The 14359-nt window shown below is 59.1% G+C and carries 10 protein-coding genes; 8 read left to right on the top strand and 2 right to left on the bottom strand.

The genetic code is table 11. The annotated features are described in order from the left end of the window. Nucleotide 1 precedes the first annotated feature (1 nt). From ispG to ACWHXD_RS25560, 8 genes are all read left to right on the top strand, one after another. A complete protein-coding gene (ispG, locus tag ACWHXD_RS25595; RefSeq protein WP_003175952.1) occupies nt 2-1111 on the top strand; it encodes a flavodoxin-dependent (E)-4-hydroxy-3-methylbut-2-enyl-diphosphate synthase in 1110 nt (369 codons plus the stop codon). A gap of 23 nt (nt 1112-1134) precedes the next feature. After that, complete coding sequence (hisS, locus tag ACWHXD_RS25590; RefSeq protein ID WP_032895392.1) at nt 1135-2424, top strand: histidine--tRNA ligase; 1290 nt, start codon at nt 1135-1137, stop codon at nt 2422-2424. Nucleotides 2425-2465: 41 nt separating this feature from the next. Beyond that, on the top strand, nt 2466-3107 hold the full coding sequence (locus tag ACWHXD_RS25585; protein WP_032895393.1) for a YfgM family protein: 642 nt from the start codon (nt 2466-2468) through the stop codon (nt 3105-3107). Continuing rightward, nucleotides 3100-4251, top strand: a complete 1152-nt coding sequence (bamB, locus tag ACWHXD_RS25580) for an outer membrane protein assembly factor BamB (protein WP_032895394.1) — start codon at nt 3100-3102, stop codon at nt 4249-4251. Before ACWHXD_RS25585 ends, bamB begins: the two co-directional genes overlap by 8 nt. 65 nt (nt 4252-4316) lie before the next feature. Continuing rightward, nucleotides 4317-4490, top strand: coding sequence for a hypothetical protein (locus ACWHXD_RS25575; RefSeq protein WP_156995565.1), 174 nt, complete (start codon nt 4317-4319; stop codon nt 4488-4490). A gap of 21 nt (nt 4491-4511) precedes the next feature. Continuing rightward, the gene (gene der, locus ACWHXD_RS25570) at nt 4512-5981 is read left to right on the top strand and encodes a ribosome biogenesis GTPase Der (RefSeq protein ID WP_003194008.1); all 1470 of its coding nucleotides are present in this window, start codon (nt 4512-4514) and stop codon (nt 5979-5981) included. A 134-nt stretch (nt 5982-6115) separates the two neighbouring features. Then, on the top strand, nt 6116-7264 hold the full coding sequence (locus tag ACWHXD_RS25565; RefSeq protein ID WP_138762235.1) for a pyridoxal phosphate-dependent aminotransferase: 1149 nt from the start codon (nt 6116-6118) through the stop codon (nt 7262-7264). Continuing rightward, nucleotides 7252-8043: an amidohydrolase gene (locus ACWHXD_RS25560; RefSeq protein ID WP_003194006.1), complete on the top strand. Its 792-nt coding sequence runs from the start codon at nt 7252-7254 to the stop codon at nt 8041-8043. The genes ACWHXD_RS25565 and ACWHXD_RS25560 overlap by 13 nt, the downstream gene beginning before the upstream one ends. Before the next feature lie 169 nt (nt 8044-8212). Here ACWHXD_RS25560 and leuA read toward each other — a convergent pair whose 3' ends face one another. Continuing rightward, nucleotides 8213-9892 (bottom strand): 2-isopropylmalate synthase, encoded by a 1680-nt coding sequence (leuA, locus tag ACWHXD_RS25555; protein ID WP_014719812.1) that lies wholly within the window; start codon nt 9890-9892, stop codon nt 8213-8215. Nucleotides 9893-10256: 364 nt separating this feature from the next. Beyond that, nucleotides 10257-14216 (bottom strand): membrane-targeted effector domain-containing toxin, encoded by a 3960-nt coding sequence (locus ACWHXD_RS25550; protein WP_238344562.1) that lies wholly within the window; start codon nt 14214-14216, stop codon nt 10257-10259. Nucleotides 14217-14359 lie beyond the last annotated feature (143 nt).

Here is a 14359-nt window from a genome sequence, read left to right as displayed (position 1 = left end):
CATGCACGGCGAATCTCCAATTAAACGTCGCGTATCGCGCAAGATCTGGGTCGGCTCGGTGCCGGTGGGTGGCGACGCCCCCATCGCAGTGCAGAGCATGACCAACAGCGACACCAACGATGTGGCCGCCACCGTAGCCCAGATCAACCGTCTGGAAGCGGCGGGTGTGGACATCGTGCGGGTGTCCGTTCCGGACATGGACGCAGCCGAGGCCTTTGGTCGTATCAAACAGTTGGTCAAGGTGCCACTGGTTGCCGATATTCACTTCGATTACAAGATCGCATTGCGCGTGGCCGAATTGGGTGTGGACTGCCTGCGTATCAACCCCGGCAACATCGGGCGTGAAGATCGCGTGCGTGCCGTGGTGGACGCTGCCCGGGATCGTGGTATCCCGATCCGCATTGGCGTCAACGCCGGCTCCCTGGAAAAAGACCTGCAAAAAAAATACGGCGAGCCCACGCCGGCAGCCCTGGTTGAGTCTGCACTGCGCCACGTTGAACACCTGGAACGCCTGAATTTCCAGGACTTCAAGGTCAGCGTAAAGGCCTCTGATGTGTTCATGGCCGTAGAAGCCTATCGCCTGCTGGCCAAGGAAATCGTGCAACCGCTGCACCTGGGTATCACCGAAGCGGGCGGTTTGCGCTCAGGCACGGTGAAATCTGCGGTGGGTCTCGGTATGCTGCTCGCCGAAGGGATTGGCGATACTATTCGCATCTCCCTGGCGGCAGACCCCGTAGAGGAAGTGAAAGTCGGTTACGACATTCTCAAATCCCTGCGTTTGCGTTCCCGTGGTATCAACTTCATCGCCTGCCCGAGCTGCTCGCGGCAGAACTTCGACGTGGTGAAAACCATGAACGACCTGGAGTTGCGCCTCGAAGACCTGCTGGTGCCGCTGGATGTCGCAGTGATCGGTTGTGTGGTCAACGGGCCGGGTGAGGCCAAAGAGGCCCACGTGGGCCTGACCGGTGGTACACCGAACCTGATTTACATCGACGGCAAGCCGTCGCAGAAGCTAACGAATGACAATCTGGTGGATGAGCTGGAAAAGCTGATCCGCGAGAAAGCGGCCGAGAAGGTCGCCGCTGACGCAGCGCTGATCGCTCGCGGCTGATTGACCGAATTTAAGGATCTGATGTGAGCAAGTCTCTGCAAGCCATTCGTGGCATGAACGACATCCTGCCCGAGCAGACGCCACTGTGGCGCTACTTCGAAAGCACGGTCGCGCGCCTGCTGGATAACTACGGTTACAAGCAGATCCGCATGCCGATCGTCGAGTTCACCGAACTGTTCAAGCGCTCCATCGGTGAAGTGACCGACATCGTCGAAAAAGAGATGTACACCTTTGAAGACCGCAACGGCGACTCCCTGACCCTGCGTCCGGAAGGCACTGCCGCGTGCGTGCGCGCCGTACTGGAACATGGCATCACCGGTGGTGGCCAGACCCAGAAGCTGTGGTACATCGGCCCGATGTTCCGCCACGAGCGCCCGCAGAAAGGCCGTTACCGCCAGTTCCACCAGATCGGTTGCGAAGTGTTCAACCTGGACGGCCCGGACATCGACGCCGAGCTGATCGTGCTGACCTGGCGCCTATGGGGCCAGTTGGGCATTCGTGACGCGGTCAAGCTTGAACTCAACAGCCTGGGCACCAGCGAGTCCCGCGGGCGTTATCGTGAAGCCCTGGTCGAGTACCTGTCGGCCCACCTGGACAAGCTGGACGAAGACAGCCAACGCCGTCTGAAGACCAACCCGTTGCGCGTCCTGGATACCAAGAACGCCGACACCCAGGCCGTGCTGGTCGATGCGCCGAAAATGGCCGATTACCTGGACGACGAATCCCGTGTGCATTTCGAGGGCCTCAAGGCTCGCCTGGATGCAGCCGGTATTCCCTACGTGATCAACCCCAAGCTGGTGCGCGGCCTCGACTACTACAGCAAGACCGTGTTCGAGTGGGTCACCGACAAGCTTGGCGCCCAGGGCACCGTGTGTGCCGGTGGTCGCTACGACGGCCTGGTCGAGCAAATGGGCGGCAAGCCGACCACGGGCGTGGGCTTTGCCATGGGCATCGAGCGGCTGATCCTGCTGCTGGAAACCCTGGAGCAGGTCCCGCAAGAGATTTCCCGTCAGGTGGACGTGTACCTGTGCGCCTTCGGCGAGGCTGCCGAACTGGCGGCTCTGGCCTTGAGCGAAAAAGTACGTGACCAACTGCCGAGCCTGCGCCTGCAGGTCAATGCCGGCGCTGGTAGCTTCAAGAGCCAGTTCAAGAAGGCCGACAAGAGCGGTGCGCTGTACGCACTGATCCTCGGCGATGACGAGCTGGCCCAGCAAGTGATAGGTTTCAAACCCCTGCGTGGCCAGGGCGAACAACAGAACATTGCCTTTGATGCGCTCGCTGCGCACTTGGCCACCTGCGTTGTGCAGGGTTGAAGCTGTCGAACAGCCGAATTTAGCGATTAAGGAGTATTGGGGTGTCGAGTACTGATGATGAGCAACTGGCCGACTTCAAGGACTGGTGGCAGCGTAACGGCAAGCCCCTGGTCACAGGTGGCCTGCTGGCGCTAGTGGTGGTGTTCGGCTGGCAAGCCTGGACCAAGTATCAGGCCAACCAGTCCCAAGGTGCCTCGATCGTTTATCAGCAATTGCTGGAAACTACCCTGACCCCGGACGGCAAGCCTGACCCTGCGCAGGTAGCAGACCTGGCCGGCAAGCTGAAGAACGAATTCGGCGGTAGCACTTACGCCCAGTACGGCAGCCTGTTCGTCGCGAAAGTCGCGGTCGACACCGGCAAGCTGGATGACGCGGCCACCGAGCTGAAGGCCATCGCCGACAAGCCGACCAACCCGACCCTGGGTGAAATCGCACGTCAGCGCCTGGCACAGGTATTGGCGGCACAGAACAAGGCTGACGAAGCACTCAAACTGCTCGACGGCGATGCTGACAAGGCATTCGTGGCCACTCGCGAAGAGCTCAAGGGCGACCTGTTGGTCCAATTGGGTCGTACCGACGAAGCCTATGCTGCGTACCAAAAAGCCAAGGCGGCGCTGTCTGATGAAGCGGCGGTCGGTGGCTTACAAATCAAGCTCGACGACTTGGCCAAAGGGGATGCGTGACGTGATCCGTTGGAAACATGCAGCATTGCTGGCTCTGGCCATTTTGGCCGCGGGTTGCAGCAGCAACAGCAAAAAAGAACTGCCTCCTGCCGAGCTGACCAGCTTCAAGGAAGAAGTGGTCCTGCAAAAACAATGGAGCCAATCCATTGGTGATGGGCAGGGCGACCTCTACAACCTGTTGCAGCCGGCAATTGACGGCGACAACATCGTGGCCACTGATTCCACTGGTGTTGTCGTTGCCATGGATCGCATGAACGGCGACGTCAAGTGGAAGAAAGACCTCGAACTGCCGGTTTCCGGCGGTGTGGGCGTCGGCTACGGCATGGTGCTGATCGGTACGCTCAAGGGTGACGTGGTCGCGCTTGATTCCAGCACCGGTGAAGAGAAATGGCGCGCTCGCGTGACCAGTGAAGTGCTCTCGGCCCCGGCGACCAACGGCGATATCGTCGTGGTGCAAACCCAGGACGACCGCGTGATCGGCCTGGATGCCTCCACCGGTGACCAACGCTGGTTGTACGACAGCACCCCTGCGGTGTTGACCCTGCGCGGTACCAGTGGTCCGATTGTGACCAACAACCTGGCCGTTGCAGGCCTGTCGACCGGTAAAGTGGTTGCCCTGAATACCCAGAACGGCGTGCCGGCCTGGGAAACCCGTGTGGCTATCCCACAAGGTCGCTCCGAACTGGACCGCGTTGTGGACATCGACGGCGGCTTGCTGCTGTCGGGTGAAACGATCTACGTCGCCACCTACCAGGGCCGTGTTGCCGCGTTGGACCTGCAAAGCGGTCGCATCAACTGGCAGCGTGATGCTTCCAGCTATGCGGGTGTCGCCCAAGGGTTTGGCAGCGTCTATGTGAGCCTGGCATCCGGCACCGTTGAAAGTGTCGATGAGCGTTCCACCACTGCACTTTGGAGCAATGACTCCCTGGCTCGCCGTCAACTGTCGGCACCGGAAGTCTTCTCCAGCTACGTGGCGGTGGGTGACTTCGAAGGCTACCTGCACCTGCTGAGCCAGGTAGACGGTCGTTTTGTCGGTCGCCAGCGTATCGACAGCGACGGCCTGCGTGCGCGTCCGCTGGTGGTGGGTAACATGCTTTATGTGTATGGCAACGGCGGCAAGCTGGAAGCCCTGACCATCAAGTAAAGGTTTGACTATGCTTGGGGTAACCCCCAGGCGGCCCTGCTTCAATGCTCTGTGTAGGAGCGAGCTTGCTCGCGAAGGACGTCAACGATAACGCGGGTTTTCTGGATAAACGCGTCGTTCTCGGGTTTTTCGCGAGCAAGCTCGCTCCTACAGTAGTAGTGCCAGAGCAGGGCATGTGGCATTTCAAATGCCGCCCCGAGCACCAGCCGCTGCCCTGCAGCGGCTTTTGTATTTTCTGAAATAACGAAGTGGAGAGCCGCATGGTTCCCGTAATCGCCCTGGTGGGCCGACCTAACGTCGGCAAGTCCACCTTGTTCAACCGCCTGACCAGGACTCGCGACGCCATTGTCGGCGACTTGTCCGGTCTGACCCGTGATCGCCAATACGGTGAGGCAAAGTGGCAAGGGCGCTCCTATATTATTGTCGACACCGGTGGTATCTCCGGTGACGAGCATGGCATGGACGAAAAGATGGCCGAGCAGTCCCTGCTCGCTATCGAAGAAGCCGATGTGGTGCTGTTCCTGGTGGACGCCCGTGCGGGCTACACCGCTGCCGACCAGATGATTGGCGAGCACCTGCGCAAGCGCAACAAGCGTTCCTATCTGGTCGCCAACAAGATCGACAACATCGATCCTGAGGCGGCCCGTGCCGAATTCAGCCCGATGGGCCTGGGCGACGCGATCCCGGTCGCCGGTGCTCACGGTCGTGGCATCACCCAGATGCTGGAAATCGCCCTGCGCGACTTCCCCAAGGATGACGTCGAGGAAGAAGAAGGCGAAGAAGAGATCGTTGCTGAAGGCGAGGAAGCCAAGCGCATTCCGGGCCCGAGCGAAAAAGACGGTATCAAGATCGCCATCATTGGCCGTCCGAACGTCGGCAAGTCGACCCTGGTCAACCGTATGCTCGGTGAAGACCGCGTTATCGTCTACGACCAGCCCGGTACCACCCGCGACAGCATCTACATCCCGTTCGAACGCAACGAGGAAAAGTACACGCTGATCGACACCGCCGGTGTGCGCAAGCGCGGCAAGATCCACGAAGAAGTTGAAAAATTCTCCGTGGTCAAAACCCTGCAAGCCATCAAAGACGCCAACGTGGTGATCTTCGTGATGGACGCCCGCGAAGGCGTGGTAGACCACGACCTCAACTTGCTGGGCTTTGCCCTGGAAGCCGGTCGCGCGCTGGTGATCGCGATCAACAAGTGGGACGGCATGACGCCGAGCGAGCGCGATTTCGTCAAGATCGAGCTGCAACGCCGCTTGTTCTTCGTCGAATTCGCCGATATCCACTTTATTTCGGCACTGCACGGCACTGGCGTGGGCAACCTCTACGCGTCCGTACAGAACTCGTTCAAGTCTGCGGTCACCCGCTGGCCGACCAACCGCCTCACCCAGATCCTGGAAGACGCGGTGGGCGAGCACGCACCGCCGATGGTCAACAACCGCCGGATCAAACTGCGTTACGCCCACTTGGGTGGTGCCAACCCGCCGATTATCGTGATTCACGGTAACCAGATCGAGAAGGTGCCCAAGTCCTACGTGCGTTATCTGGAAAACACCTACCGCCGTGTCTTGAAGCTGGTCGGTACGCCGATCCGTATCGAGTTCAAAGGTGGCGATAACCCATACGAAGGCAACAAGAACACACTGACCGACCGTCAGGTGAACAAGAAGCGTCGTTTGATGACTCACCACAAGAAGGCCGACAAGAAGCGCCGTGACAAGAAATAACGGCAGCTTTGAGTGGTAAGCGGCACGCTGCAAAAAAGGGCTCCTTTGGAGCCCTTTTTTGTGCGCGACCGTTTGTGCCTTGACCCGATGCAATAGGCAGCTTAAAACTTGAGGCTCACCTGCAGGGGCTTTTGATGATCACCAGTAAGCTGCCAAACGTCGGCACGACCATTTTCACCACCATGTCACAACTCGCCGCCGAAACCGGCGCGCTCAACCTGTCCCAGGGTTTTCCCGATTTCAATGGCCCGCAGGGTTTGCTCGATGCGGTGGGCAAGCACATCGCCCTCGGCCATAACCAGTACGCCCCCATGACTGGCCTGCCGGTACTGCGCCAGCAAGTGGCGGCCAAGATTGCTCGCAGTTATGGCGTCACGGTGAATGCGGACACTGAAGTGACCATCACGCCTGGCGCCACCGAAGCGATCTTCTGCGCGATCCAGGCGGTGATTCGCAGCGGCGATGAAGTCATCGTGTTCGACCCCAGCTACGACAGCTACGAGCCTTCGGTTGAACTGGCCGGTGGTCGTTGCGTGCATGTGCAACTGAGCCTGCAAGGCTTCGCCCTGGACTTCGAGAAACTCAAGGCTGCGCTTTCACCGCGTACGCGCATGATCATCCTCAATAGCCCGCACAACCCCACCGGCGCCTTGATCAGCCGTGCCGAGCTGGACCAGTTGGCCGAACTGATCCGCGACCGCGATATCTACCTGGTCAGCGATGAGGTCTACGAGCACCTGGTGTTCGACGGTGTGCCCCATGTCAGTGTATTGGCCCATGAGGAGCTTTATCAGCGCGCGTTCGTGGTCAGCTCATTCGGCAAGACCTATCACGTCACAGGCTGGAAGACCGGCTACGTGGTCGCGCCACCGGCCCTTAGCGCCGAACTGCGCAAGGTGCATCAATATGTCAACTTCTGCGGCGTCACCCCTTTGCAGTACGCTTTGGCGGACTTCATGGCCGAACACCCGGAACATGTCGAAGAGCTGCCGGCCTTCTATCAGGCCAAGCGGGACCTGTTCTGCGACCTGCTGGCGCCATCGCGCTTGAGCTTTACCCGGGTGACCGGCACTTACTTCCAACTGGTGGATTACTCGCAGATTCGCCCAGACCTGGATGACGTGGCCATGTCCCTGTGGATGACCCGCGAACATGGCGTGGCGACCATTCCGGTTTCGGTGTTCTACCAGCACCCACCCCAAGGCCAGCGCCTGGTGCGCCTGTGCTTTGCCAAACGCGAGGAGACGCTGCGACATGCGGCGCAAAAACTATGCGTGATCTGAGTACATTGCCCAATCTGAACATTGCCCTGGTGCAGACAAGCCTGGCCTGGCATGACCGCCAGGCCAATTTCGAACACTTCGAGTTGCTGCTGGAGCAGGCCAAGGGCGCCGACTTGATCGTGCTGCCGGAGATGTTCACCACGGGGTTTTCCATGGAATCAGAAAGCCTCGCCGAGCCGGAAAACGGCCCCACCCATCATTGGCTCCAGGCCCAAGCGGCAAAATATCAGGCCGTGATAACGGGCAGTGTGATCATCCAGGCCGCCGATGGCAGCCACCGCAACCGCCTGCTGTGGGCGCGGCCGGATGGCGAGGTGTTGCATTACGACAAGCGCCACCTGTTCCGCATGGCCGGTGAACATGACCATTACACCCCAGGTGAACGCCAGGTGCAGTTCGAATTGAAGGGGTGGCGCATCCGCCCGCTCATCTGCTACGACCTGCGTTTCCCGGTGTGGAGCCGCGATGCCCAGGATACGGACCTGCTGTTGTACACCGCCAACTGGCCGGGTGCGCGGCGTCAGCATTGGAATCGACTGTTGCCGGCGCGGGCGATTGAGAACCTGTGTTACGTGGCGGCGGTGAATCGGGTCGGCACGGACGGTAAGGGGTTTGCCTACACCGGCGATAGCCAGGTGCTGGATTTTCAGGGGGAGACGTTGCTGAGTGCGGGTGAGGCGGATGGGGTGTTCCAGGTGATCCTGGATGCGGCGGAGCTGGCGGCTTACCGTACGCGGTTCCCGGCGAACCTGGATGCCGATAGCTTTCAGTTTGTCTAAGGCTCTGAGATTGTTCCCACGCTCTGCGTGGGAACGCCTCTTGGGACGCTCTGCGTACCGCTTCTAAGGGCGGACGCAGAGCGTCCAGAGCTGCATTCCCACGCAGAGCGTGGGAACGATCAGGCCCCTGGATTCTCACCCAGGGGCCTTTTGCATTGCTGCGATAAAGTTACGCCGCTTTGGCTTCCAACTGGCTCAACGAACGGTTCAGCGCACTGAACAGCGCCTTGAAGCTGGCCGTGGTGATGTTTTCATCGATCCCCACACCATGCACCGGGCGTTCGCCGTTCACGCGCAGCTCAATGTAAGCCGCCGCCTTGGCATTGGTACCCGCACCAATCGCGTGCTCGTTGTAGTCCATGATTTCAACGCCAATCGGCAAGCCGGCCACCAAGGCTTCCAACGCACCGTTGCCTTTGCCTTTCCAGTGCAGGTTGGTTTCGCCCTGGCCTTTGCCGGAGACCTCCACCTCGACAAAACTGTTGCCGTTCTCTTCCTGCAGGCGGTGGCTGACCAACGCATACGGCGTGTTGGCTTGCAGGTATTCACGCTGCAGCAAGGCGTAGATCTGTGGCGCGGTCATCTCCAGGCCCACGCGGTCGGTTTCGGCCTGCACCACCTGGCTGAACTCGATCTGCATGCGACGCGGCAAGCTGATGTCGTATTCCTGCTCCAGCAGGTAGGCGATGCCGCCCTTGCCCGACTGGCTGTTCACGCGGATCACCGCCTCGTAGCTGCGGCCAATATCCGCCGGGTCGATCGGCAAGTACGGCACTTCCCACAAGGCATCGTCTTTCTGCTGGGAGAAGCCTTTACGGATCGCGTCCTGGTGCGAGCCGGAGAACGCGGTATGCACCAGGTCGCCGACATACGGGTGACGTGGATGCACCTGGATCTGGTTGCACTCCTCGACCACTTTGCGCACGCCGTCAATGTCGGAGAAGTCCAACTGCGGGTCCAGGCCCTGGGTGTACATGTTCAGCGCCACGGTGACCAGATCGACGTTACCGGTACGCTCGCCGTTGCCAAACAGGCAGCCTTCCACACGGTCGGCGCCGGCCATCAGGCCCAACTCGGTGGCCGCCACGCCAGTGCCGCGGTCATTGTGGGTGTGCAGGCTGATGATCACGCTGTCACGACGGTTGATATGGCGACCGAACCACTCGATCTGGTCGGCGTAGATGTTAGGGGTGGCGCATTCAACCGTGGCGGGCAGGTTGAGGATCATCTTGTGCTCAGGCGTCGGGTTCCACACCTCGATCACCGCGTCGCAGACTTCCTTGGCGAACTCCAGCTCAGTGGCGCTGAACGTCTCTGGGGAGTATTCGAACGTCCACTGGGTTTCCGGCTGCTGGGCAGCGTACTTGACGAACAGCTTGGCGGCGTTGACCGCGATGGCCTTGATGCCGTCCTTGTCCTGGTTGAACACGATGCGGCGGAACGACGGCGAAGTGGCATTGTACAAATGCACAATGGCTTTCTTGGCACCGCGCAGGGATTCGAAGGTGCGTGCGATCAAGTCTTCACGGCCCTGGGTCAGCACCTGGATGGTGGTGTCCTCGGGGATGTGGTTGTCTTCGATCAGAGTGCGCACAAAGTCGAAGTCGGTTTGCGAAGCGGCCGGGAACGAGGCTTCGATTTCCTTCACGCCAACGGCCACCAGGGTCTTCCAGAAGCGCAGCTTTTTCACCGCGTCCATTGGCTCGATCAGCGACTGGTTGCCATCACGCAGGTCGGAGCTGCACCAGATCGGCGCTTGGGTAATGGTTTTCGACGGCCAGGTACGGTCCGGGATGTCGATGGTCGGGAACGCGCGGTATTTCGAAGACGGGTCTTTGAGCATGCTCATCGGGAAATCCTTGGTTGTAGGGGCCGAAAAAAGGCGGCCTGCCGTAGCACTGTTATTGGGGATAAAACGTGAAGACGAGGCAGATCGATTCAGCCTGGCAGTCGTGCGCTGACGAGGCACAGGCTGCGGTGCTGGCGGAGCTGAATGAGGGTGTGAGAGGTTTTCATGCAGTCAACCCTAACCGCGAGACTGAGGGATGGCAAGCATCGAAAAAAAATTGGTATAACTTCTATTTTTTCCTGTTTTGTTGGTTTTTTATTGTTGGTATTTGCAGGTTTTCTAATATTTATTCTCTGTTTGGTTTTTTGTAAGCAATAGTGGTCACGCAGCCCAAAGGCTGCGTGGTGGTGTTTGCAAGGAGCCCTCAGACGAGCAGGCCATCTATGTTGTATTCGATGTTCACGTCTCCCACGGGTCGAAAGTTGCCGCCCCGCGTGAGTTTGATCGGGGCAGGCTTGGTATGGGGAGGCTGACGAACTCGGCTTGAGGTACCTTTCAAGGCGGATGATACGGATATCCCGACCGCTCCCGTCTGTTCCGCGATGCCCGGCACACCCACAAAATTATTCATATGCGCGCTACCCACAACGCTCACGAATCTTTCCCAAGGTGGGGTTTTCTGGATGATTTGTGACGCGTAATAGTTGAACTCTGGAAGGCGTTCGTTCAGGTAACCGGGGTGGGCTCTCCATGCGGCGGCCTTCCCGGAGTGCAGGGTCAATTCGTAGTGCTCGAGCCCTATGACGTTAATGTCGTGTTTCCCGGCTTCGATGATGACGTCCAGCATCGTGGGGCCGCCCGTATATTCGGGGTCATAGTGGCGAGGTGACAGGTATTGAGCATGAGCCTCTGTTAACGCCGAAGCATTTAATCTCGAAGAGCCTTCAATAAACGGGGCGCCTTCAAGGTAAATGGTGGTCACACCGCTATTGGCGAAAGTTTGCATCTGATCAATCAGCAGTTGAAAAGGTGCAGGGTCATTGTGTGATTCACCGATTACGATGCCGCGTACTCCCGGTTGAGAAAGAATATTCTCAATGGCCGTTTTCGGCGAGGTGCTCTTGGACGTCAGTGCAGGTACGGAAGGCCGTTGAGTCGCTCCTGCTTTTCGGAGTTTTTTGTAGTGGGCCTTCATATCGCGCCTGTGCCATCTGCGGATAGTTCTGACTGTCGCATCCGTTGGGTTTACAAAGTCATCGGCAGCTGCCCCCGAGAGCACTCTATCCATATATCGTTCAGGGGCTTGGGGCAGAGCATTGCCTGGTTGAACGCCACCCGTCATCTGATTGAGCCGCCATTCACCATTTCCTGCCGATTGCAGAAACGCCACTGTCCTCTCGCTTCTGGAAGCCGTCGCCGGGGCATTGGGGTTGATGATATCGACCCGCCCGCTGGAGGCGTGGAACGCTGAGTGGATCTGATAAACCCGGTTTTCTCCGGTAACGTCGGTGTACCGTATATACCAATTACCACCGACGTTATAGGTGCCGTTGGACCCTAGGTGCGCCCCACGGATGACGTCGTCGGCTACGGCGTAAGCACTCAGGTCGCGGTTTGGCACGGCGACCGTGGTCGAGGGGCGCGTGGCGACGGTGGTGACGCCGCTGCTGGTGGAGGCGACTGCCGTGGGAGGGATGGCGGGCGCCGGCAGCGCTCTGGGGCCCGAGCGTGCCACCAGCGGGCCGGCTTGGCCGGTGGCTCTGAATACCGGTCGCATGGGGGCCGCACGAAGATTGGAGATGCCGGTGGCAGCCAGGCTGAAGTCACTGTAGATCGTGCGTGCCAAGCCAGGTTTTCTGATCAAGTGCGGCAAGATCTTGCTATTGGCGCGCAGCGCAGTCACACCGGCTTTACCCAGTCGAACACCTGAGGACACCCCTTTACCGACCACGGGTATCAGGTCCGCGAAGATCAAGGCCACTTCGAGGCCGAACTCGATTTTGTTGAGGGTGGATTGCTTCGCCACTTCCTCACTGCTTACCGACTGATGATCCGCTCGGTCGAGCACCATCTGTACGTGTTGTGTGTACAGGTGTTCCTGAACATCGCCTTCGATCGGCTTCAGGCTGATCGCACTGCCCAGTAGCTTGACCGATGAAATGATCAGTTCAGGGGAGATCAGCGTCAGAGGGTTGTATGCCTTTTCTTTAAGGGCTTCTTGGAATTGCGCGATGTCATCTTTACTGACGGGTGATTTTCTTTTTGCGATATAGGACGCCCACTCACCTTTAGCCAGAAGGGCATCCAGGGCTTTGTGGTCCGCCACTTCGCGAAAGGTGATGCCGTCGGGAGCCTTGGGGGTGTAAAGCACCAATGCCGAGTCCGTCTGATTGCCGATCACCATCACGCCTTGCACCGCCAACCCACGGTGGACAAGGCTGTTGGCCACGATGTTTTTTCCATCCACGTGGGGGCGCGTGACGGGATTGGGGTGGTCCACTACCGCATCAACCCACTGCACCGCACGCTTGGTGCTAGTGTCTTGCTGGGCTTTTTCCGTGTAAGCGTCGGGATTGAGTTCTGATAAAAACGCCTCCTTGATCATCGCGTCTTCCAAGTTGGCTTTCCAGGCGGTACGCAATTGCGCGGCGCTGCCAACCTCGGTGTCAGTGGCCATCTCCTGTTTGAGCAGCTTGGTGTATTCGCCGCCGACATCGACGGTATTGACCAGCTTTTTAAGCGCGTCGGTGTCCAGGATCACCGGCTTGCCAGCCACGTCCAGGACGGGCCTGCCTTGCGTGTCGAGCAATGCCAAGGTCATTTTTACATCGGTAAACGTGCCCCTCTCGATGGCTGGAAAACCACTGGGATTGTCCAGCGCCAGGTCGGTCAGCGAGACGGAGTGCTGTTTGTCATAAAGCGGCTGACCAGTCCCACGCCCACCCTGAATGCCGGTGCGGGTGCGTATCTGTACCTTTAATTGGTCAGCATCGACCGCAGCGTACGGGTACTGCTTCTTGATGGCCGCATTCAGTCTGTCCCGTGAGAAGTCTGCCAGGGACGGGATTTTTGCGAGCAGTGGCGCCAGTGTCTCCAGGCTTTTGTCTTGCACACGCTCCAAATGCAAAAACACCGCTTCTTGAGCCGCAGACAGGTTCTTCAACCATTGCGGTTGGTTTTTGTCAGTCAGTCTCGCATCCCGGGCCAGCATTGCATTGCTGCCATCGAGCAGATACGACCAGTCAGCCGCGTGATCGATGCCTTGGGCTGAGGCGTTGTCGAGCAAAGGGCTGGTGGTGCTGCCTGGGGCCAATGCGTTGTCCAAACCTGCCTTGGTTTCTGCTTGCTGGCGCCTGACCATCCAAGCCACGGCTTCTGCCAACACATCCCCGGACGATGGCGAGGCGCTGCGCATCAAGTCATCGCCGGAGAAACCGTCAGCCGGGTTTTGCAGGGCCGGTGGCAGGGTTTGTAGCAATAGCTGGGCCGCGGTGCCGCCTTGATCCAGTCGCTCGGCCAGTGCCTGACGTGCCTGGGCGGGCGTTGCAAACTCTTCGAATCCTTCGCCGGGTGTGTACAGCACGACGGGGCCATGGGTGTCGTTGAGTTCAAGGGTGCGCCCATTCGGCCAGGTAGGCGGCAGGGCCTGTGAGCCGTCGTTTTTGGTGATAAGAAACGCGCCCGCCAGCATCGCGCCGCGTTCGGTTTTGTCATCGACCGTGATGGGGTACACACCCAGTCGATCACCATCGGCGAAGTTTTTCTCGCGGGCATCCAACGTGGGGTATCGCAGCGCGTCGTCGATCAGTGCTTTGCTTTCTGGACTGAGGGTTTGATCGCTGACACGCAAGGCTGCCAGGATCGACAATTGGCGTTTGTGCAGGGTCAACAGCTGATTCAATGGCGACTCGTGCTTGCTCGGGTCTTCATGCACCGGGCTGGCGGTGTTCCAATAGCGTTCAATTGCTTGTGGGTACTGCGTGGCGATGCTACGCGCGATGGTTTGCAAGGTGCTCGTGGTGGCGGCGGGCAGTGCCAGATCGTCGTCCAGGCTGGTGCGATGAGTGAATTGGGTGTGTATGTCGCGCTCAGGGCTGATCAGTTTGTCGGGATTAGCCAGAATGTCTTGGACCCTCCTGGCCAGGGCGGTCATTAGCGGTTCGGATGACTCCAGTGACACCTCATTGCCGTTAATGCGGTAACGATTGATGCTCATTGTCTCGGCGTCCAGAGGCCGGACGGCGGGGAATGCTTCCTCGAGTTGCGCCTGTATGAAGGCTTTGAAGCTTGGCTGTTGGTTGTGCAGGCGCTGCATGTCCTCCGTCAGGAGGGCGTGTTCAACGGTGTAGGCTAATTGTTTGCTGGGTTTGAAATGTTTCTCCAAGTGGGGGTAACGCATTTGCGCGCTGGCTATGCCGGGCGAAGTGGGGACGGGGGGAGTGTCGGGGGCGTAGGTTGAAGCGCGAGCAAGCGCTTGTGTCGTACTAGAAGGCGTGGGAAGAGCGGGGGATGCCGGAACCGCAGAAT

Source organism: Pseudomonas fjordensis (assembly GCF_976987115.1).
This window is presented reverse-complemented; position numbering and strand designations above follow the sequence as displayed.